At 44.5% G+C, this 20609-nt stretch carries 20 protein-coding genes; 4 read left to right on the top strand and 16 right to left on the bottom strand.

The annotated features are described in order from the left end of the window. Window positions 1-102 precede the first annotated feature (102 nt). Window positions 103-1083 (bottom strand): phosphoserine phosphatase, encoded by a 981-nt coding sequence (gene serB, locus OCV24_RS03160; RefSeq protein ID WP_017056693.1) that lies wholly within the window; start codon window positions 1081-1083, stop codon window positions 103-105. A gap of 109 nt (window positions 1084-1192) precedes the next feature. On the opposite strand from serB, the gene OCV24_RS03155 reads away from it, so the two are divergent. Beyond that, entirely contained in the window at window positions 1193-1804 is a 612-nt protein-coding gene (locus tag OCV24_RS03155; RefSeq protein ID WP_032547914.1) for a YtjB family periplasmic protein, read from the top strand. 129 nt (window positions 1805-1933) lie between these two features. On the opposite strand, the gene deoD is transcribed toward OCV24_RS03155, so the two are convergent. The 12 genes from deoD to ubiT all read right to left on the bottom strand — a co-directional run bounded on the left by deoD (window position 1934) and on the right by ubiT (window position 13165). Then, window positions 1934-2653: a purine-nucleoside phosphorylase gene (gene deoD / locus OCV24_RS03150; RefSeq protein WP_046223360.1), complete on the bottom strand. Its 720-nt coding sequence runs from the start codon at window positions 2651-2653 to the stop codon at window positions 1934-1936. Between the two features lie 64 nt (window positions 2654-2717). Continuing rightward, complete coding sequence (locus OCV24_RS03145; protein WP_017056690.1) at window positions 2718-3938, bottom strand: phosphopentomutase; 1221 nt, start codon at window positions 3936-3938, stop codon at window positions 2718-2720. Between the two features lie 76 nt (window positions 3939-4014). After that, window positions 4015-5343 (bottom strand): thymidine phosphorylase, encoded by a 1329-nt coding sequence (gene deoA / locus OCV24_RS03140; RefSeq protein WP_146441835.1) that lies wholly within the window; start codon window positions 5341-5343, stop codon window positions 4015-4017. A gap of 222 nt (window positions 5344-5565) precedes the next feature. Next, complete coding sequence (gene deoC, locus OCV24_RS03135; protein ID WP_017056688.1) at window positions 5566-6342, bottom strand: deoxyribose-phosphate aldolase; 777 nt, start codon at window positions 6340-6342, stop codon at window positions 5566-5568. A 522-nt stretch (window positions 6343-6864) separates the two neighbouring features. Continuing rightward, window positions 6865-8127, bottom strand: coding sequence for a NupC/NupG family nucleoside CNT transporter (locus OCV24_RS03130; protein WP_046223358.1), 1263 nt, complete (start codon window positions 8125-8127; stop codon window positions 6865-6867). Between the two features lie 204 nt (window positions 8128-8331). Then, window positions 8332-9144, bottom strand: coding sequence for a TatD family hydrolase (locus OCV24_RS03125; protein WP_208806549.1), 813 nt, complete (start codon window positions 9142-9144; stop codon window positions 8332-8334). Then, window positions 9125-9280: a DUF5363 family protein gene (locus tag OCV24_RS03120; protein WP_167514261.1), complete on the bottom strand. Its 156-nt coding sequence runs from the start codon at window positions 9278-9280 to the stop codon at window positions 9125-9127. Before OCV24_RS03120 ends, OCV24_RS03125 begins: the two co-directional genes overlap by 20 nt. 112 nt (window positions 9281-9392) lie before the next feature. Continuing rightward, the gene (gene prfC / locus OCV24_RS03115; protein WP_017056684.1) at window positions 9393-10973 is read right to left on the bottom strand and encodes a peptide chain release factor 3; all 1581 of its coding nucleotides are present in this window, start codon (window positions 10971-10973) and stop codon (window positions 9393-9395) included. 173 nt (window positions 10974-11146) lie between these two features. Then, a complete protein-coding gene (gene rimI / locus OCV24_RS03110) occupies window positions 11147-11602 on the bottom strand; it encodes a ribosomal protein S18-alanine N-acetyltransferase (RefSeq protein ID WP_150878335.1) in 456 nt (151 codons plus the stop codon). Beyond that, entirely contained in the window at window positions 11595-11993 is a 399-nt protein-coding gene (locus tag OCV24_RS03105) for a DNA polymerase III subunit psi (protein WP_017056682.1), read from the bottom strand. The genes rimI and OCV24_RS03105 overlap by 8 nt, the downstream gene beginning before the upstream one ends. Before the next feature lie 157 nt (window positions 11994-12150). Beyond that, window positions 12151-12654: a GNAT family N-acetyltransferase gene (locus OCV24_RS03100; protein WP_046223354.1), complete on the bottom strand. Its 504-nt coding sequence runs from the start codon at window positions 12652-12654 to the stop codon at window positions 12151-12153. Further along, window positions 12638-13165, bottom strand: a complete 528-nt coding sequence (gene ubiT / locus OCV24_RS03095; protein ID WP_167514262.1) for a ubiquinone anaerobic biosynthesis accessory factor UbiT — start codon at window positions 13163-13165, stop codon at window positions 12638-12640. The genes OCV24_RS03100 and ubiT overlap by 17 nt, the downstream gene beginning before the upstream one ends. Before the next feature lie 259 nt (window positions 13166-13424). On the opposite strand from ubiT, the gene OCV24_RS03090 reads away from it, so the two are divergent. From OCV24_RS03090 to OCV24_RS03080, 3 genes are all read left to right on the top strand, one after another. Beyond that, on the top strand, window positions 13425-15464 hold the full coding sequence (locus OCV24_RS03090) for a bifunctional diguanylate cyclase/phosphodiesterase (RefSeq protein ID WP_150878339.1): 2040 nt from the start codon (window positions 13425-13427) through the stop codon (window positions 15462-15464). 179 nt (window positions 15465-15643) lie between these two features. After that, entirely contained in the window at window positions 15644-16657 is a 1014-nt protein-coding gene (ubiU, locus tag OCV24_RS03085) for a ubiquinone anaerobic biosynthesis protein UbiU (protein ID WP_017056678.1), read from the top strand. Between the two features lie 18 nt (window positions 16658-16675). After that, entirely contained in the window at window positions 16676-17554 is an 879-nt protein-coding gene (locus OCV24_RS03080) for a U32 family peptidase (RefSeq protein WP_017056677.1), read from the top strand. An 85-nt stretch (window positions 17555-17639) separates the two neighbouring features. On the opposite strand, the gene OCV24_RS03075 is transcribed toward OCV24_RS03080, so the two are convergent. From OCV24_RS03075 to nlpI, 3 genes are all read right to left on the bottom strand, one after another. Further along, on the bottom strand, window positions 17640-18977 hold the full coding sequence (locus OCV24_RS03075) for an MATE family efflux transporter (protein ID WP_150878341.1): 1338 nt from the start codon (window positions 18975-18977) through the stop codon (window positions 17640-17642). 89 nt (window positions 18978-19066) lie between these two features. Beyond that, on the bottom strand, window positions 19067-19474 hold the full coding sequence (locus OCV24_RS03070; protein ID WP_017056675.1) for a MarR family winged helix-turn-helix transcriptional regulator: 408 nt from the start codon (window positions 19472-19474) through the stop codon (window positions 19067-19069). A 157-nt stretch (window positions 19475-19631) separates the two neighbouring features. Next, complete coding sequence (nlpI, locus tag OCV24_RS03065; protein ID WP_077680812.1) at window positions 19632-20555, bottom strand: lipoprotein NlpI; 924 nt, start codon at window positions 20553-20555, stop codon at window positions 19632-19634. Window positions 20556-20609: the final 54 nt, after the last annotated feature.

Below are 20609 nucleotides of genomic sequence, written 5' to 3'. Positions count from 1 at the left end.
TTACCGGATTTGAAAATAGAAAAAGCAAGCTCATCACCTGCTTTTTTATACCTGAGCTCTATTATAAATTAGTTACTAATAGAGCTTTATCAAGAGACAACCTTAAGGTTTCGCCTGCCAACTTATCTTTTGCTGCTTAGCTAATACACCCGACAAGATACAAAGTACCCCGCCTAACCCTGCGTAGCGCACTGCTGTTTGAGCTTGTTGTTCAACTTTAGGTTTCGCATGGTAGGCAATACCGAGACCCGCTGAATTCATCATAACCAAGTCATTCGCGCCATCACCAACTGCAACCGTATTATGCAATTCAAGCTCATACTCTTCAGCCAGTTCAACTAAGATGTCGGCTTTGGTTTGCGCTGAAACCACATCACCCAGAACTTTACCCGTCAGCTTGCCTTTAACGATTTCTAAAGTGTTCGATTGAGCATGGTCAAGGTCTAGCGTGTCTTTCAAATAATCCGAAAAGTAAGTAAAGCCGCCAGATGCAATAGCCGTCTTCCAGCCAAGTTTATTCAGAGTATTAACAAGCGAGACTAAATCAGGCATGAATCTCAGTGATTGACGCACTTGCTCCAAGATAGCTTCATCAGCCCCTTTAAGTGCTCCTACTCGCTGGCGTAAGCTCTGTTCAAAATCCAGTTCTCCTTGCATCGCACGCTCGGTGATTTCAGAAACTAACTCCCCCACTCCAGCTAGCTTCGCAATTTCATCAATGCATTCAATCTGAATTGCGGTGGAATCCATATCCATCACAATCAAACCCGGCTTCGATAAATCTGGGACCTCACTAAGACAAGCATAATCGAGCTTTAATGCTTGTAGGATCTCTTCGTGTGCTGGGGTTAAATTACCAGACATCAAAGCCACTTCATAATGCCCAACCTTCCACGTATCAAGGATGGTGTTGTAAGTGCCAGTGAAAAAGTCGATGTCATCAAAAGATTGTGGTGAAAGGTACTCACCGAACACAATCCAATTCGCTTTAGCCTTAGCGAGTTGAGAAGCAAAGCGGGTCTCGGGGAGTCGAGTTAATAATGTCGTATGCCTTTTAATCGGCAGATATTTCTGAGCATCCATGTGTATGATTCCTAATTAACTATGCTAAACGTTAACCTATTGCAATTTGAAAACGCAAGTCTCAATATGTCTTAATCATAACATTTGTTTATTTCAGGCTTCGTGAAACATGAATGAATCATTGTTCTCAATACGTAACGCTTTACGAATGCTAGCGCTAATTTTGCTGGCTGCGATGTTCGTTGTAACAATAAAAAACACGGTCGTGATCAGTAAAGGTAATGAGAAAATCCAAGTAAAACAGCTAGAGACGTTAACTAAGCTGCTGATCTCTCAGGCATCACTTTCCGCTAGCAAGATGATCCTACAACAAGACCAAGAACGACTGCTTGAGCTGACTAACCAGCTCTCTCAAGACCGACTGGTATTTGATACCACCATCTATGATGCAGAAGGGATCCGGCTGGCTTCGAGCGAAAAAGCACTCTCTGTACGTGAGGTTCTTGGTTTAGACACGCCACTTTCAACTGCCAGTATTGGCAGACAGCAATTAGTCGAACCTATTTATTCTGCAGAACATACGATCATTGGCTTTATTCGTGTAACCTTCGAAACTGGTAAAATGACGGCGATTTCTGATCACCACTACCGTAAAAGTGATCGCTACATGATTGGTATGGTCTTAATGGGTTTTGTGAGTGGTGTGTTGTTTATCATGCTGATTCGTAGAAGACCGACCAAGTCTGGTGAGAACTTACTGCTTAAAAACGTAAGCTCATGAACAAACTAGACTCAGAATAAATACACTAGGCTCAGAATAAATATAGCAATCCAATAAAAAGCCCCGACGCTCAGGCAGCAACGGGGCTTTTAGTTATCTATTGCTTTATCAAGCGAAAGCGAAGAACGATTACTCTTGGTCACCAAGAAGTACAGACTCTAGTGCGATAACCATCATGTCGTTGAAGGTTGTTTGACGCTCATCTGATGTAGTTTGCTCACCGGTTTTGATGTGATCAGACACAGTACAAATCGTTAGAGCTTTTGCGCCGTATTCCGCACACACACCATAGATGCCTGCCGCTTCCATCTCTACGCCGACAATGCCGTATTTATCCATCACCTCGAACATTTCAGGATCTGGCGTGTAGAACAGCTCAGCAGAGAATAAGTTTCCGACTTTGGCATCAACACCACGCGCTTTGGCTGCATCCTCTGCCGCACGTACCATTTTGTAGTCTGCGATAGCTGCGAAGTCGTGACCTTTAAAGCGAATACGGTTCACTTTTGAGTCAGTACATGCGCCCATGCCAATAACCACATCGCGCACTTTGATATCTTCACTCACTGCGCCACAACTACCGACACGAATGATCTTCTTCACACCAAAGTCTTTAATCAGCTCAGTCGCGTAAATAGAACAAGATGGAATGCCCATACCATGTCCCATTACCGAAACCTTACGACCTTTGTAGGTACCGGTGTAACCAAACATGTTACGAACGTCGCACACTTGAACGACTTCTTCTAGGAAGGTTTCAGCGATGTATTTAGCACGTAGCGGGTCACCTGGCATGAGAACTACGTCAGCGAAATCACCCATTTCAGCATTAATATGTGGAGTAGCCATTGAAAATATCCTTAATCTCAAAACAAAAAAGAAGAGAGAGGTTTCCCTCTCTCTTAGTTAACTATTATAGGAAGCTTGTACCATATCCCATTGGCGATGTACCAAAGTATGACGCTAAGCTTTGACCGATATCAGCGAACGTATCACGACGACCTAGAGAGCCAGCTGGAACCTTTTGACCGTAAACAATCACAGGGATGTGCTCACGAGTATGGTCTGTGCCTGGCCATGTCGGATCACAACCGTGATCTGCAGTTAGGATAAGTACATCATCTTCTTTCATCATATCGATGATTTCATTGATGCGACCATCAAAGTACTCAAGTGCCGCTGCGTAACCAGCTACATCACGGCGGTGGCCGTAAGCTGAGTCGAAATCAACGAAGTTAGTGAACACAATCGTGTTGTCGCCCGCTTCATTGATCGCTTCTTTTGTTGCTTCAAACAGCGCAGGGATACCTGTTGCTTTGGTTTTCTGAGTGATACCACAGCCTGCGTAGATATCAGAGATCTTACCGATTGAGTGAACGTTGCCGCCCTTCTCATCAGCAAGTTTCTGCAGGATAGTTGCCGCAGGTGGCTCAACAGAAAGATCACGACGGTTACCTGTACGCTCAAATTGACCTTTGCCAGGGCCAACGAATGGACGCGCGATAACACGACCAATGTTGTAATCTTCTAGCTCTTCACGAGCTATCTGGCAAAGGTCTAATAGGTTTTGTAGACCGAATGTCTCTTCATGACAAGCGATCTGGAAAACAGAGTCCGCAGAAGTATAGAAGATTGGCAGGCCAGTCTTCATGTGTTCTTCACCTAGGTTATCTAGGATTTCAGTGCCCGATGAGTGGCAGTTACCCAAGAAACCAGACAAACCTGCACGCTCAAGGATGCGGTCAGTCAGCTCTTTTGGAAAGCTGTTCTCTTTATCGGTGAAGTAACCCCAGTCAAACAGTACCGGTACACCAGCGATTTCCCAGTGACCTGATGGCGTATCTTTACCAGAAGACAGCTCAGCAGCGTGGCCGTAAGCGCCAATGATTTCAACGTCTGTATCCATACCAGGAGCGAAGCGACCTGTAGACTCTTTGTGAGCCATCGCTAAACCTAACTTAGACAGGTTTGGTAACGTCAGAGGACCTTGACGCTCTGCAGTGTTTGCAAGACCTTTATCACAATGATCTGCGATGTGACCCATAGTGTCAGAACCAACATCACCGAATTTGTCTGCATCCGCTGCTTCACCGATACCGAATGAATCTAAAACTAAAATAAATGCTCTTTTCATTTTCTTCACCAACTTAATGCTCTTTGCACCAGAACTCTGTTTATCGACATACACTAGGTATGCCGATACCTGTTATTTACACGTCTTCAGAACGAATCTTACGGTAAACGTCTGGCGTTGCTGTATATTCTCCACCCACAGTGATTGCATTTTGTAATGCCGTTGCAGCTTCTTGCCACTGTTGTTCGTTGCGAGCATGAATCATTGCTAATGGTTTATCTTCACTTGCTACTTCACCAAGGCGAATGAAGTGATCAAAACCAACTGCGTAATCAATACTGTCTGTTGCTACACGGCGACCACCGCCCATACCAACCACAGCCATACCAATTGCACGAGTATCCATTGCTGATACCACACCGCTTTCTAGCGCGTACACTGGCTTAATAATGTCTGCTTTCTCTAGGTAGTTATCGTAGTTTTCTACGAAATCTGCTGGACCACCAAGGCCCGCAACCATCTTACCGAAACACTCTGCTGCTTTACCGTTATCCAGCACTGCCATCAATTTTTCACACGCTTCGTCTGAGTCTTTTGCAAGGTTACCTAATACCAACATTTCCGCACACGATGCCACCGTAATTTCCAACAAACGTGGGTTACGGTATTCACCCGTTAGGAACTGAACCGCTTCACGCACTTCTACTGCGTTACCCGCTGAAGAAGCCAAAACTTGGTTCATGTCCGTTAGGATTGCTGTTGTTTTCGTGCCTGCACCGTTTGCTACTGCAACGATAGATTTCGCTAGCTCTTCAGAGGCCTCATACGTTGGCATGAATGCGCCTGAACCCACTTTTACATCCATCACTAGAGAATCAAGGCCTGCAGCCAGTTTCTTAGATAGGATTGAAGCTGTGATGAGCGAGATATTGTCTACGGTTGCTGTGATATCACGGGTCGCGTAAACACGCTTGTCTGCAGGTGCTAGATCGCCTGTTTGACCGATGATCGCTACGCCAGCATCTTTAGTGACTTCGCCAAACACATCGTTGGTGGGTGTAATGTTGTAACCAGGGATAGATTCAAGCTTGTCTAGCGTACCGCCAGTGTGGCCTAAACCACGACCAGAGATCATTGGAACGAAACCGCCACATGCTGCCACCATAGGGCCAAGCATCAGAGAAGTTACGTCACCAACACCACCAGTAGAGTGTTTATCAACGATTGGGCCATCAAAGTTCATGTGGCTCCAGTCAATCACCATGCCTGAATCTCGCATTGCACATGTTAGTGCGATACGCTCTGGCATTGTCATTTCGTTAAAGAAGATAGCCATTGCGAATGCTGCAATTTGGCCTTCAGAAACCGTGTTTTTAGCGACACCTTGAATGAAGAAGTTAATTTCTTCAGCTGTTAGGACTTCACCGTCACGTTTTCTGCGAATAATTTCTTGGGGTAGATACATTAGTGCCTCCCAAACTCTAGTGAGTATGATTTGTAGGGAAAGAGGTAATATGGAGTGACTTAACGCCACTCCATCAAACAGACTTATTATGTTCAATACTCTAAATATTTGGCGTTGCAGTTAGGCGGCCAGTTAGTTCATTCCTATGAGCATAGAGGCTCTATGTGATTAGGATGAACTTACGCAGTCAACAACGCTGCGGCGTCAAATATGACGAGTAAATTAGTATGCTGCTGGATCAGCAGTTTCGTCTGTCACTTCTAATGTATTAAGAAGGTTAGTTAATAGGCTTGACGCACCAAAACGGTAGTGCATGTTGTCTGCCCACTCAGCGCCTAGTAGCTCATCAGCCATTGCTAGGTATAGTGCTGCATCTTCAGCAGTACGTACGCCACCAGCTGGCTTAAAACCCACTGTTTTAGCAACGCCCATATCACGAATAACTTCAAGCATCATGCGCGCGAACTCTGGAGTCGCGTTTACTGGCACTTTACCTGTTGAAGTTTTGATGAAGTCTGCACCCGCTTCGATACAGATTTGAGAAGCTTTCTTGATCAGTGCTTCTTCTTTCAGCTCACCGGTTTCGATGATCACTTTAAGCGTGATGTCACCACAAGCGGCTTTACATTGCTTAACTAGCTCAAAACCAACTTCTTCGTTGCCAGCAATAAGAGCACGGTATGGGAATACTACGTCAACTTCGTCTGCGCCGTACGCTACCGCTGCTTTTGTTTCTGCAACAGCAATTTCGATGTCGTCATTACCATGAGGGAAGTTAGTTACAGTCGCAATGCGTACTTCTGGAGTACCTTGCTCACGCAACGCTTTCTTAGCGGCTGGGATAAAGCGAGGGTAAATACAGATTGCAGCTGTGTTGCCTACTGCAGTCTTCGCATCATGACAAAGCGCCACTACTTTCTCAGTAGTATCGTCATCATTCAACGTTGTTAGATCCATAAGTTTAAGTGCACGTAGAGCTGCTGCTTTTAAATCGCTCATTTCTATCTCCGATCAATATATTCAAATAGTTAACTACTTTGCCATCCACCCAGTATAGATGGATATTTTAGTGATGCTCAGTAGCCACAAATGAACGGACTTGGTTCCCTGAAGACTTGATAACTTTCGTTATCAATTGCAATCCTTGTCACCGCACAGTACCAGTTTGGTCTATGGCACAACAAATCAGTCATGTTGTGTCTAACATCTATAGCGTATCGCTAAGTTTGGCTAAATCCCAAAAGAATAACGCTAGAATCGATCTCGCGGTTACTTTCTTGCCAACAAGAGACATCCTATCCCTTAAGCTTATACATTATAGGTATCCATCAATAAATTGTAGTGCTCCTTAGAACGCAAACGGTTTGTATCTCAAAAAAACATTCTAGACCCATTTTCGACTCCAAGCATTCACTCATGTTAGTACTCAAAATCACTAGGCCTAAAAACAAAAAAGCCCCGCAGCAATTTCTTGCTACGGGGCGATATTATGATGGCGTCTATATATCTATTTCTAACTAATTAGAAAGACAGGAAGAAGCCAGCAATTGTTGCTGCCATCAGGTTAGATAGAGTACCAGCAATTACCGCTTTAACACCCATACGTGCGATGTCGTGGCGACGGCTTGGTGCAATACCACCTAGACCACCTAGAAGAATCGCAATTGAAGAAAGGTTTGCGAAACCACATAGTGCGAATGCGATGATAGCTTGAGTCTTCTCAGACATCACTTGACCAGTTGCTGCAACAACTTGAGCGTTCTCACCAACGTATGGTACGAAGTTCAGGTATGCAACGAATTCGTTAACAACCGTTTTCTGACCAATGAAAGAACCAGCGATAGTTGCTTCTTCCCATGGAACGCCGATGATGAATGCTAGCGGTGCAAAGATCCAACCTAAAAGAAGTTCTAGGGTTAGATTTTCCATACCGAACCAACCACCGATGCCACCTAGCATACCGTTGATTAGAGCAATCAGACCGATGAATGCTAGTAGCATAGCACCAACGTTAAGTGCTAGTTGTAGGCCAACTGATGCACCACCTGCTGCTGCGTCGATAACATTTGCAGGTTTGTCATCACCACCGTCAATATCATCAGCGATGGTATCGTCTGGTGTGTCTGTTTCTGGCTTGATGATTTTAGCGAATAGTAGACCACCAGGTGCTGCCATAAATGACGCTGCAACAAGGTACTCTAGAGGTACACCCATAGATGCGTAACCTGCTAGTACACCACCCGCTACAGAAGCCAAACCACCACACATTACTGCGAATAGTTCAGAGTTAGTCATTTTAGGAACAAATGGACGAACAACTAAAGGTGCTTCAGTTTGACCAACGAAGATGTTTGCTGCTGCAGACATAGACTCGGCGCGAGAAGTACCTAGAGCTTTCTGAAGACCACCACCAAGCACTTTGATTACAACTTGCATTATACCAATGTAGTAAAGTACAGAGATAAGTGCAGAGAAGAAAATCAGAGTCGGTAGAACTTGGAAAGCAAAGATGAAACCGATACCGTCAACTGAGAAGTTAACTAGGCTGCCGAATAGGAAACCAGTACCGTCTTTACCATAGTCGATCACGTTTGCTACACCAGCAGAGAAACCTGCAAGTAGATCACGACCCCAAGGGATGTAAAGTACGAATGCACCAAGTGCGAATTGGATAGCGAAAGCACCACCCACGGTTCTTAGATTAATAGCTTTGCGATTGTCAGATAGTAGTACTGCGATTGCAATCAGTGCAACCATTCCGACGAGGCTCATAAACAGGCTCATAGTTTATGACTTCCTTATTAGTTATTTATTGGCGTGTTACAAAATGGGGCTATAAAGCGGAGGCAATTATACTCATGCGACCACTAATAAAGTAATGCCGCCCTCACACTTTCGTATAAGATTTATGTATCATTCACACACAAATGTGAGGCCAATCACGATATAAGTGTAATTCGCGCAAACGATAAACAAAAACTTTCGATTTTACTCACGTATACCGAATGCAAGATGGCTATTTTTCCAAACCTGTGCTGCAATCGATTGCTTTGATTCTTTTCTGATCAAAAAAAGCGCATTTGATATCGTAACTAAATGTTTGGAATGATTAACACCTCCTTGATTACCATACGTTGGCATGTCCGGAGCATCAGTTTCCAACACCAAGTATTCTAGAGGCAGTTTTGCGATGGTTGTACGCGTTTTTTGTGCTCTTGGGTAAGTAATCGTTCCACCAACACCAATATAAAAACCGAGCTTAATCCACACCAAAGCTTGCTGTTCACTCCCTGAAAAACCATGAATTACCCCACCCAAAGTGAACCTTTGTTGTTTCAATAGTTCAATTAGTCGGTTGTAAGACTTTCTCTCGTGGATAATTAAAGGCAACTCGAACTCCTTAGCAAGCTCGATTTGCTGAATGAAAAAGCGCTCTTGTTTCTCTCGATCTACATCCACAAAAAAGTCGAGTCCGCACTCACCTATCGCAACACATTGATTTGACCTTAAAGAGAGCAACTGGCGAAGCTCTGAAAACTGATTGTCATCAGCTTGGTCCAAGAAGTAAGGATGGAAACCTAAAGCATAATAAACATTAGGATGAGCTTGAGCAATTTCATCAATCTTCCTCCAGTTACTATGACCAATAGAAGGAATGAGTAGCTTCCCGACGTGTGCTTGTTTCGCTTCTTGCAGGTAACCGTCAATACTGTGCTCAAGTACAAAACCTTGGCCAAAGGCTTCAAAGTCCGCATGGCAATGAGTGTCAAACAACGGAAAACTACTTAATTCCTTTGTCATCTTTCCTAATCTCTGCATGTTGTCCTTGAGGTTCACGGCGATAGGCCACACAGCTGCGCTTATTCTCTGGCGTTAAACCAAGTTCTTCGCACCACTTATCGTATTTCTTAATCCAAGATTTCATCCAACTCAGCATACTTACCTATAACCTATAACCTATAACCTATAACTTCCAATGACACGCATAAAAAAACGCCTACTGCAGAACAATAGACGTTTTTGTTTAACTCGAATAGAGTGCTGAGAAATTAGTGTTCGCGCGTCGCTCTGAATTGAACGTCAGGGAAACGTTCAGACGCTAGGTTCAAGTTCACCATAGTTGGTGCAATGTAAGATAGGTTATCACCACCATCTAACGCTAGGTTAGATTGGTTCTTACGCTTGAATTCTTCCAGTTTCTTATCGTCGTCACACTCAACCCAACGAGCGGTTGCAACGTTAATGCCTTCATAGATAGCTTCTACGTTGTATTCCGCTTTCAAGCGCGCCACAACTACGTCAAACTGAAGGACACCAACCGCACCAACGATCAGGTCGTTGTTCTGCATAGGACGGAATACTTGTACTGCACCCTCTTCTGAAAGCTGAACTAGGCCTTTTAGAAGTTGCTTCTGCTTCAACGGATCGCGTAGACGAATACGACGAAATAGTTCTGGCGCAAAGTTTGGAATACCAGCGAACTTTAGGCTTTCACCTTGCGTAAAGGTGTCACCAATCTGAATTGTTCCGTGGTTATGTAGGCCGATAATGTCTCCAGCATACGCTTTCTCAGCTCGCGCACGGTCTCCCGCCATGAAGGTTACCGCATCAGAGATACTTACATTCTTACCAGTACGTACATGATTCATTTTCATACCTTGGTTGTAAGTACCCGATACGATACGCATAAATGCGATACGGTCACGGTGTTTAGGATCCATGTTTGCTTGGATCTTAAATACGAAACCAGAAAACTTCTCTTCTGTCGCAACAACATCACGCTCGTTCGCTTGACGAGTTTGAGGGCCTGGAGCCCACTCAGTTAAGCCATCTAACATGTGGTCAACACCAAAGTTACCCAGAGCAGTACCGAAGTAAACCGGCGTCAGTTCACCAGCAAGGAACAACTCATGATCAAACTCAGGGCACGCACCGATAACAAGCTCTAGCTCTTCACGTACGCTTTCCGCAAGATCATCACCTACCGCTTCATTGAGCTCAGGGTTATCTAGACCTTTGATGATACGCACTTCTTGAATCTCATGACCGTGGCCAGATTCGTACAAGATCGTTTCATCACGATGAATATGGTAAACACCTTTGAACTCTTTACCACAACCAATTGGCCATGAGATTGGAGAACAAGCCATACCTAGCTCGCTTTCCACTTCATCAAGCACTTCCATTGGGTCACGAACGTCACGGTCAAGTTTGTTCATAAAAGTGACGATTGGCGTATCACGCAGACGAGTGACTTCCATCAGTTTACGAGTACGATCTTCGACACCTTTCGCGGCATCGATAACCATCAAACAAGAGTCAACCGCAGTTAGTGTACGGTACGTATCTTCCGAGAAATCTTCGTGCCCTGGAGTATCGAGTAGGTTTACTAGGCAATCATTGTATGGGAATTGCATTACCGACGTAGTTACCGAGATACCACGTTCTTTTTCCATCTCCATCCAGTCAGATTTAGCGTGCTGGTTAGAGCCACGGCCTTTTACGGTACCCGCTTTCTGAATCGCGTTTCCGAATAAAAGAACTTTTTCAGTAATCGTGGTTTTACCCGCATCCGGGTGAGAGATAATCGCAAACGTTCTACGTTTGCTCACTTCTTGTTGGAAAGACATAGTCGCCCTTTGCTGATCTAAAGCGTAAAAAGGGCAAGTAGATAATACTTGCCCTTGAATTCTGTGTGCGGATTATACAGAAAGCGTGTCACTTTCTAAAGGGTCAGTTTACACGCTATTTTGTGGCTAATTCGAGGTTAGTTATCGAGGGTTATCTAAAAGACATAACATGATTAGCTAAAAGACATAAAAAGATAGCTCATAATGATCGCATCTTCGTTGCCTTGCTTGGTTGGGTAATAGTTACGACGACGGTCAACTTCATTAAAGCCAGCCTTCTCGTAAAGATTAAACGCATTCACATTACTTTCGCGAACTTCCAGCCAAGCACTTTCAGCGTCAGCTTGTTCACACATCTCAAGGAAATGTTCGGTTAACGCTTTCCCATACCCTTTGCCTTGTTGGCTTGGGTCGACAGCAATATTAAGTAGCGTGACTTCACCAACGATATTCTGCGCGAAGAAATACCCAACCACTTGTCCATCGACTTCAAGTACATGGTGGCAAGCACCTCGGCTTTCGAGGTCTCGAATCATCGTTTCAGACCAAGGATGAGAATGCGCGGCCAGCTCTATCTGCCAAATGGCGTCTAGGTGTTGTTCTGAAGTGGGTAAAAATTGATTAGTCATAAGCACAAATTTGTTGCCATAAGTCGCGGCGGTGTTGGTTATTACCATTGATGTCAGACAGTAATGGCGATTGTAATGTTTTTGCTTTCAGCTCTTGGGCAGACTCACAACCCGCAAACCACACCCATTCAACATCACCGAGTTCGATAGAAGATAGATGTAGAGGCTGAATATGTAAGGCTTGAGATAAGTCGAGCTTGATGCTTTTGAGTACACGCTCAAACATCACGGCAAGGTCTTCCTGAGGCTTTTCAGGCGAAACTAACAGTAACTTGCAGTCGCTCGATAGCGGAACCAATTCAGATTCATAACCCGCCAAACGCTCTGGATGGCTAAGCTCCCATTGGCTAATGTCCATCTCTTGCAGGTATTGTGCGTGTGTTTGTGGCATATCTAGCGGTGTAACCTTAGGTTGATGTTGGTTGCTTATCAGAGCAAACTTAAAAAGAGCTCATCAGAGCTGGGCTGATACTAACAAAAAATAAAGGAGCATCAAGCTCCTTTATTTAGACTAAATCAGTTTGCATCATATTACGTGGTAAATCAGCTTATAAGTCGTTGAACTCAGGACTGTAAGCAATTTCACCGGAATGACCAGTAAGCACACCTTCAACTAACTCGATAGCTTGGAAAGCACCTTTAGGCACATCCCAAGTACAGCTCAGTCCAAACTCACTCGCCGCCTTAAAACCAAAGCGGCCGTAATAAGCAGGATCACCAAGCACAACACAGGCTGGGTAGCCGAAATCCATCAAAGTAGAGAAAGCATCTTCAACCAATGATTTAGCTATGCCTTGGTTGCGGAACTCTTCTTTCACAGCAAGCGGCGCTAGTCCCTGCCAGTTATGATCGTCGCCATCAAGAGTGATAGGGCTAAACATCAGGTGACCAACCACTTCGCCTTCATCAGAACAAGCCACCAGCGATAGCGTTAAATGACTATTCTCACGTAAGCTCATAACCAAATTAGCTTCTGCATCTGTTTCAAAAACAGATTTCAACAGACGATCAATGACAAGTATATCTGCCGGTGCTTCAGTTCGAATAAGCATTCATTACCTCACTTTGTGTATCTGGGGATTGTACTCCCTTCTGCACAAAATCAGCTAATTGATTTAACAAAGTTGTCATAGGAATCGGCAATAAATCTAAATCTACGCTATCCATCAAGTTTTTAATCTCTAAACCGAGCTCAGTATCGCCCTCAATAGACAATCGACGTTGGAAGAAAAGTGTATCTGGGTCTTCTTTACGACCAGCAATCAACACAAGATCGTTCAGGTTTCCGCTAAAGCTTACATCTTCAGTCACGGCTTTATCAGCTACAACTAGTTGCTCATTTTTATAGCTAATATGCCAACTTAACCCCAAATCTATTATTGAGACTTTAAGCCACTTGTTTTCTAAGAACTCAAAGTCACCATCTTCCAAAGACTCCTTAAATACACTTTTCATTGCTTCTAATAAGGCTGTTTTTTGCACTATTCTAGGCAATAACTGGACTGGAGATCGCAAAATTGATGCGGCATTTTGAACTAGTTGAGTGCGAATCTTGTTTATCACGTGACTTATCCGTAACTTTGTCAATAATATGGAATGCATCATAAATGATGCTAAGAACTCAGTTACTGTTATGTATCAATTTTGCGCCCCTTTGGTGCAAGAGCTTTGATATATTGAGAATCGTGGTATAAGTTATAGTAATTGAGTTAACAAAATACAGCAGCTCGCTGATCTCACAAGTTAATACGAACGATAAAAAAAGCTATGAGTATCTAACTATAGTGAATATTTAAGCTCTTGGAGAATTGGTAGTACTTTGATGCCTCCCCAGCAACTACAACATTGGTTTACCCAGCTAACAGCAAACAGTCCGTTCTTTTTTGCCGTTCTTGATGCTCAACATAATTATTTTATGGTTAATGAGCGTTACTGTGATATTGCAGGTTTAAATCAAGCAGAGCTTGTCGGCATGAATGATCGCCAAACCTTAGGCGAACAATTTTACCAACACCTGAAACCTTATTACGAGCGTGCATTCAATGGTGAAAAAATTGAAGCCGAAATCACTCTCAACGAAACCGACCTCGATACCAGTCTTTATTTCAGCCTCTCTCCTCTGACAAATGGTAACAAAATCGACTACATCGTTTTTCATGCCTTCGATACATCAGAAAACCAAGTGCTTGTTCGCTCTTTAGAAGAATCCGAAGCAAAATTTCACAAGCTATCTCAACTGCTCCCTGACGGGTTATTGCTAGTCGAAAGCGACTACATTTTATCATCAAATCCAGCGGCAACACGCTTGCTTGGTTTCAACTCCACTACTGAGTTGATTGGTGAGGAGTTAGGTCGCTTATTTATCGATGAACAAACCAAAACCGTCTTTAATAATAGGCTGAGCTCTATTATTACCGAGTCTGGTTTGGTTTGCTTAACGGGAGCCAGATGCGGTTTTGAACGTAAGGTACAACTGCATATTGATTCTACTGCCGTTCTTGGAAGCAGCACCCAGCTAGTGCTTATCCAAGACGCACAAGATACCGCAAAACAGTTTGCACCCGCTAACAGTGAAGATGCCTACATAGATGCACTGACCAAGCTCTACAACCGAGTTGGGTTTACCAAGCGTCTTGAGCAGTTCATTCACAATGAAACGCCTGTGGTGATGCTCTACTTAGACATTGATAACTTTAAAAATATTAATGACTCACTCGGTCACCACATTGGTGACAAAGTGATTAAAGAGGTTGCCTCACGTCTTAAACGCTTACTGCCTCGTAAAGCCGTTATTGGGCATTTAGGCGGTGATGAGTTTGGTATTATCCTGCCAGAACCTGAACATCAGCAAACGCCTGAAATGCTCGCTGAAAAAATCATGTCCTTGATCAATCAACCCTTCGATCTTCACCATTTCAGTAAACGCTTAGCCTGTTCGATTGGTAGTGTGAGCTTCCCTAAAGATGGTACAGACGCACGTATATTGCTGCAAAATGCTGACACGGCAATGTACGAAGCCAAAGATCGTGGTCGTAATCGCCTGATTAAGTTCAACGAACAGATGAACAAAGAAGCGCGTATGCGACTGTGGCTTGAGATAGAGCTGCAAAAAGCACTGCAACAAAATGGACTCGAGGTTTGGTATCAGCCGAAAGTGAATGCACGAGATTTCACCATCAACGGCGCAGAAGCTCTGGTTCGTTGGAAGCACCCTGTTGAAGGCTACATCAGCCCTGCCGCATTTATCCCAGTTGCGGAACGTGCAGGTCTTATCGAACAACTTGGTCGTGTGGTAATGCGTGAGGTATTTGCGACAGTTAAGCGTTGGAAGATGCAAGGCATCCTCCCAGGTCGCGTTGCAATCAACCTTTCTCCAGAACAGTTTGGTAACCCAAAACTGATTGATTACGTTGAAAAATTACTGCGCTCTACAGAGCTAGACCCAAGCGCGATTACGTTTGAGTTGACCGAAAGTGCAGTAATGAGCGATAGTGAACACACACTGCAGATGCTCAATGCAATTAAGAAACTTGGCTTTGCGTTATCTATCGATGATTTTGGTACCGGTTACTCTTCACTGTCTTACCTTGCTCGCTTCCCAATTGATGAGCTTAAGATAGACCGTGCTTTCATCTCTGACATCGATACCCTACCAAAACAAATCACCGTAATTGAAAACATCATCAACCTAGGTAAATCTCTCGATTTAACCGTGGTTGCAGAAGGTGTCGAAACCAGTGAGCAAGCGACTCTGCTGTCTAATCTCAACTGTAGTTCGATTCAAGGTTTCCACTTCTACCGCCCGCAACCGAAACAAGATGTCGAAGAGTTGTTTGCCCAAAACCGCCGTCATAAGAATTAATTAGACGATTCGAAACGCTTCCCTTTTAGAGATAAACCAACATACACAGTGCTCACTCGTCAGTACCTCAAACGGAGTAAAAGCAGATTTATCCATCTAAACCTGCCTTACATCAATTCTGTCATTCATAATTCTTCATAAAATGCTCACCTCAACTTAATTCTACTGGTAGTGAGCAAATGGAACTCTTATGCCCAGCGGGTAACTTACCTGCTTTGAAAACCGCTATTGATTGTGGTGCGGATGCTGTCTATATCGGATTCAAAGACGATACCAATGCCCGACACTTTGCAGGCCTAAACTTTGCGGGTAAAAAGCTCGATCGTGCTGTGCAGTATGTGCATGACCACAACAAAAAAATTCATGTTGCCCTAAACACATTTGCTCACCCAAATGGCTTCGACCGTTGGACCAATGCCGTAGACAACGCTGCTGCACTGGGTGTTGATGCGCTGATCATCGCAGATATAGCCCTGCTCGAGTACGCGGCAAACAAATACCCAGAGTTAGAGCTTCATCTATCAGTACAAGCATCAGCGACCAATGCGGCGGCTATCGACTTCTACCACAAAAACTTCAACGTTAAGCGTGTGGTGTTACCGCGTGTATTATCGATTCATCAGGTCAAACAGCTTTCTCGTAATATCACTTCTGACGTTGACCTTGAAGTATTCGCTTTTGGTAGCTTGTGCATCATGGCAGAAGGCCGTTGCTACCTCTCTTCATACATGACAGGCGAATCACCAAATACTGTTGGTGCTTGTTCTCCGGCGAAATACGTTCGCTGGCAAGAAACAGAAACCGGTCTAGAGTCTCGTTTGAACGAAATCCTTATCGATAAGTACGAAGCAGGTGAAAACGCAGGTTACCCAACGCTGTGTAAAGGCCGCTTTGAAGCCGAGATCGATGGTGAACGTAAGCGCTATCACGCACTTGAAGAGCCAACCAGCCTCAACACGCTATCTATGTTGCCTGAGCTTTTCGCGGCGAATGTTGCCTCAGTGAAGATTGAAGGTCGCCAACGTAGCCCTGCTTATGTTGAACAAGTCACTCGCACTTGGCGCGCGGCCATCGATCGCTACTTAGCGAACCCAGAACAATACCAAGTGGAACAAGCTTGGAATGCGACACTGGCGAATGTATCGGAAGGTACACAAACCACGCTTGGCGCTTATCACCGTAAATGGCAATAGAGCCAAATGGAGAACTCAATGAAATACGCATTAGGCCCTCTACTTTATTTTTGGCCAAAACAAGACGTTGAAAGCTTCTATGAGCAAGCTAAATCAAGCTCTGCTGATATCATCTACCTAGGTGAAGCTGTGTGCTCAAAGCGTCGTGAGATGAAAGCGAAACATTGGATGGGCATAGCTAAAGAGCTGTCTGCTTCCGGTAAGCAAGTGGTGCTGTCGACCATGGCATTGCTCGAAGCGCCAAGCGAAGTCAACATCATGAAGAAGTACATCGATAATGGTGACTTTGCGATAGAAGCCAATGATGTATCTGCAATTCAACTGGCCAGCGAAAGCAAAGTGCCTTTCGTAGTTGGCCCTGCAGTAAACACCTACAACGCACGCACGCTGAACCTGTTCTTGAAACAAGGTATGACACGTTGGTGTATGCCAGTTGAGCTTTCTCGCGAATGGCTAAGCAACGTAATGACTCAGTGTGAAGAACTGAACATCCGTAATAAGTTCGAAGTAGAAGTGTTTAGCCACGGCTACCTGCCGCTTGCTTACTCAGCACGCTGCTTTACCGCTCGCGCTGAAAACAAAGCTAAAGACGATTGCGAAACCTGCTGTATCAAGTACCCAACAGGGCTACAAGTAGAAAGCCAAGAAGGCCAATCAGTTTTCAACCTTAATGGTATCCAGACGCAATCAGGCTACTGCTACAACCTAGTTAATGATTTACCGAACATGCACGACCTGGTTGATGTGGTTCGTTTAAGCCCACTCGGTATCGATACCTTCTCTGAAATCAACAACTTCAGAGCGAACGAGCAAGGTCAAAAACCGATGAAGATTGAAAGCCGCCAATGCAATGGCTACTGGCATCAACTTGCAGGTTTAGACGTTAAGAACATCTAGTTCCTCGCATTGAACTAACCAGCAACAGATACAAAAAAGGTCTAGCATTCGCTAGACCTTTTTTATTCGACTTAAGAAACGCGACCTATGCCGTCGCTGTTTCCATCGGTGAGGCATCGAGCTTCTTTAGATCTTTGTAGAGCATTACCATCACCACCACACTTAACGCGATGTTAGACAGTGGGTACGCAATCCAGATCCCCGGCACACCGTACAACTTAGGCATAATGTACAAGAAAGGTAACTGGATAAGCATGTTACCTATCGTTACAAACATCGCCTTGCTGCCCTTGTTCAGAGCCTGATAGTAAGCACCTGCTACTACTAAGAAGCCATCCAGCGCCAGTGCAAACATGTGAAGTCGAATACCCAACACGGTGTACTCAACTAACTGAGGTTCGTCTGAGTTAAATACTGATACAAACTCACGTGGGAACGCGTTCAGAAGCAGCACGAACGCCACACCTATCAATACCGAACTCATCATCGCTATCTTAAGTAACTTACGGATGTTCGCTTGGTTACGCGCACCATGGTTGTAGCTCACCAATGGTTGCATACCGTTGGCGATACCTTCAGCCGTGAGGTAGTAAACCGTCACGATGTAGCCCAAAATCGCGTAAGCGCCAATCATTAACTGGTCGCCATATTGAGAGAACAACGCATTGTGCAGCGCCACCATCATCGAACCATAAGCGTACATAAAGAAGCTTGATGTACCAATCGCGAAGATTTGTGGAATCACATCCAGCTTCAGTCTCAACTCATTCCAACGTAAACGTAGGTTTGCTCGACGTGAGAAGAAGTAAGCCAAGCCAAGGCCCGTTACCACAAACTGGGCAATCGCTGTTGCTAATGCTGCGCCCATCAACTCCCAACCATAGAGCGCGATAAACAGGTAATCGAGTACGATGTTAATCACCGCACCAACGATCATCAGTATCGTCGCTAAGTTCGGGCTGTCATCGTTGCGTAGTAAAAACGGCATCGCAATGGAACCTAGCGTGAAGACACTAGCACCAATCAGAATGTGTAAGTACTGCAGGCCAAGCTCATACACTCGCCCTTCAGCGCCCTGCCAAAGCAAGAAGTTATCAGTAAACAAAAACAACAATGCAGAGACAATAGGCGTTATCGCCAACAGCAAGGTTAAGCCCGTTGCTAAGATCTGCTTAGCGCCTTGAGTATCTTTTTCACCTTGGCGAATCGAGACAAGCGCACCTGTACCCACACCCACCAACATACCAATACCGAGAATCGAACCAATCACAGGCCACGCAACATTGATACCTGCAAGTCCATCAGCCCCCACATAGCGCCCAATGAAGATGCCATCCACCACTTGGTACAGGCCATTAACCAACATGGCCGCCACGGTAGGGATTGTGTATCGCCAAAACTGGCGACTAATTGAGTTACTCATTTCTTACTCTACTTTCATTTGTGAGTCGCATACCAACGAGATATGACTCGAAAAATTAGTTAACAAGGCTAACTAAATATCTAAATTATTTACTTCAAAGCTTTATTTAATAATAGGTTTAGCTGCTGAGATTCTTGCTCAGACAAACGACTTTCCAGTATCTGTGCCATGACCTGATAGATCTTACTTTCTTCTTCCAAGCCGACTTCCGCTTTACTGGTCAGTACCACTAACTTAGATCTCGCATCTTCGAGCGAAGCTTTACGCTCCACAAGCCCCTTTCTCTCTAGCCTTTGAACCATAGTGGTTGCTGAAGGCTTGGTCACCTGCATCTCAATCGCCAGATCAGTCAATCGGATCGGTTCAGGAGAGGCTTGTATGACCTTCAAATAGTCATACTCATTGAAGCTCAATTGGCAAATAGGATCTTCATTTACCTGAGTGCGCCATATCTTAGAGGCGAAGCGCTCAATCTTTTCTAAATTTTGGTTCAGCATACTCACGTAATCAAAGAATAGCATTTAGTTAGCAAGGCTAACTATTTTAGTGTTGTTTAAATAAAAAGCAATCAAAACGAGATCCCCCCTGTTTATAAAAGAGAAGCATAAAAAAACCGCTGACAGGCAGCGGTTTTTCGGAATCAAAATGTGTTGCTTACTTAGCGTTGGCTTCTTCTTCGGCCTCAGCCAGCTTAACTTGCGCTATGTGCTCAGCTTTAAGCGTGGTGAAGATACGGCTTAACTCTAAGAAAGAGTAACGGTGTTCTACGTATTCATACACGTTAAAAGAAACCGCTAACTTGTACAAAGAGATAGCATTCGCGTAGTCACCATTCATATGGTAACGCTTAGCAAGGTAGAAGTACGTCTCTGTTAGGCGCTGCGCAAGTAGCGTGTTGTCGCGAGTACCGGTTAAGATCGCCTTGAAAGCCTGCTCTTCAGTGATGTCATCAAGCATAATCGCAACTAATACCCAGCCCCACTGCTCATCACGACTCTCATAACGTTTTTGTAAATCAAGCTTAGCTTGTTCTGGCGTTAGCTCATGCTGAATGATGTACAACCAAAGAGCGCGAAATGGATCGCTAGGATCATCGGCGTAGTGCTTCATCATCTCTTCATTGGCTAAGTCGTAACGCTCGCCATAATAAAGCGCGATAGAGCGGTTTCTTTCTGCGTAAGAGTTTGCAGGATCAAGCTCTAACGTAGAATCAAAAGATTCATAAGCCGCATCAAACTCCCCTACCTGCGTAAAGTAAACACCCAAAAGATTGAAGATATCAGGTTGAGCAGGGTTCAATGAAAGAGATTGGTTGAAATCAAGGCGCGCGAGATCACGCAGGCCAACACTGTCGTAGTAGTTACCACGTTCAAACAGCATCTTCGCTCGAACTTCATCGTTCAAATCTGGGCGCTGTAATAACTGACTAAGACGTGCAATTTGAACTTCTTGCTGAACGCTTGGTTGCAGTGGTACAGCCATCGGTGGATAAACCCAACGTGAGGTGTTATCTGATGTTGTCGCACAACCTGTTAGTACAAGCAGTAAACACATACTCGCGGTTTGAAACCATTTCACAAATAATTACTCCTGTTATGACCGCAATAAAAAAGGGGAGCGATATGCTCCCCT

It is taken from the genome of Vibrio kanaloae, assembly GCF_024347535.1.
GTDB classification, from domain to species: domain Bacteria; phylum Pseudomonadota; class Gammaproteobacteria; order Enterobacterales; family Vibrionaceae; genus Vibrio; species Vibrio kanaloae.
This window is presented reverse-complemented; position numbering and strand designations above follow the sequence as displayed.

Bases quoted from the DNA above. Each gene is read 5' to 3' on its own strand.
- serB (WP_017056693.1), bottom strand. From the start codon at position 1,083: ATGGATGCTCAGAAATATCTGCCGATTAAAAGGCATACGACATTATTA.
- OCV24_RS03155 (WP_032547914.1), top strand. From the start codon at position 1,193: ATGAATGAATCATTGTTCTCAATACGTAACGCTTTACGAATGCTAGCG.
- deoD (WP_046223360.1), bottom strand. From the start codon at position 2,653: ATGGCTACTCCACATATTAATGCTGAAATGGGTGATTTCGCTGACGTA.
- OCV24_RS03145 (WP_017056690.1), bottom strand. From the start codon at position 3,938: ATGAAAAGAGCATTTATTTTAGTTTTAGATTCATTCGGTATCGGTGAA.
- deoA (WP_146441835.1), bottom strand. From the start codon at position 5,343: ATGTATCTACCCCAAGAAATTATTCGCAGAAAACGTGACGGTGAAGTC.
- deoC (WP_017056688.1), bottom strand. From the start codon at position 6,342: ATGAGCGATTTAAAAGCAGCAGCTCTACGTGCACTTAAACTTATGGAT.
- OCV24_RS03130 (WP_046223358.1), bottom strand. From the start codon at position 8,127: ATGAGCCTGTTTATGAGCCTCGTCGGAATGGTTGCACTGATTGCAATC.
- OCV24_RS03125 (WP_208806549.1), bottom strand. From the start codon at position 9,144: ATGACAAAGGAATTAAGTAGTTTTCCGTTGTTTGACACTCATTGCCAT.
- OCV24_RS03120 (WP_167514261.1), bottom strand. From the start codon at position 9,280: ATGCTGAGTTGGATGAAATCTTGGATTAAGAAATACGATAAGTGGTGC.
- prfC (WP_017056684.1), bottom strand. From the start codon at position 10,973: ATGTCTTTCCAACAAGAAGTGAGCAAACGTAGAACGTTTGCGATTATC.
- rimI (WP_150878335.1), bottom strand. From the start codon at position 11,602: ATGACTAATCAATTTTTACCCACTTCAGAACAACACCTAGACGCCATT.
- OCV24_RS03105 (WP_017056682.1), bottom strand. From the start codon at position 11,993: ATGCCACAAACACACGCACAATACCTGCAAGAGATGGACATTAGCCAA.
- OCV24_RS03100 (WP_046223354.1), bottom strand. From the start codon at position 12,654: ATGCTTATTCGAACTGAAGCACCGGCAGATATACTTGTCATTGATCGT.
- OCV24_RS03090 (WP_150878339.1), top strand. From the start codon at position 13,425: ATGCCTCCCCAGCAACTACAACATTGGTTTACCCAGCTAACAGCAAAC.
- ubiU (WP_017056678.1), top strand. From the start codon at position 15,644: ATGGAACTCTTATGCCCAGCGGGTAACTTACCTGCTTTGAAAACCGCT.
- OCV24_RS03080 (WP_017056677.1), top strand. From the start codon at position 16,676: ATGAAATACGCATTAGGCCCTCTACTTTATTTTTGGCCAAAACAAGAC.
- OCV24_RS03075 (WP_150878341.1), bottom strand. From the start codon at position 18,977: ATGAGTAACTCAATTAGTCGCCAGTTTTGGCGATACACAATCCCTACC.
- OCV24_RS03070 (WP_017056675.1), bottom strand. From the start codon at position 19,474: ATGCTGAACCAAAATTTAGAAAAGATTGAGCGCTTCGCCTCTAAGATA.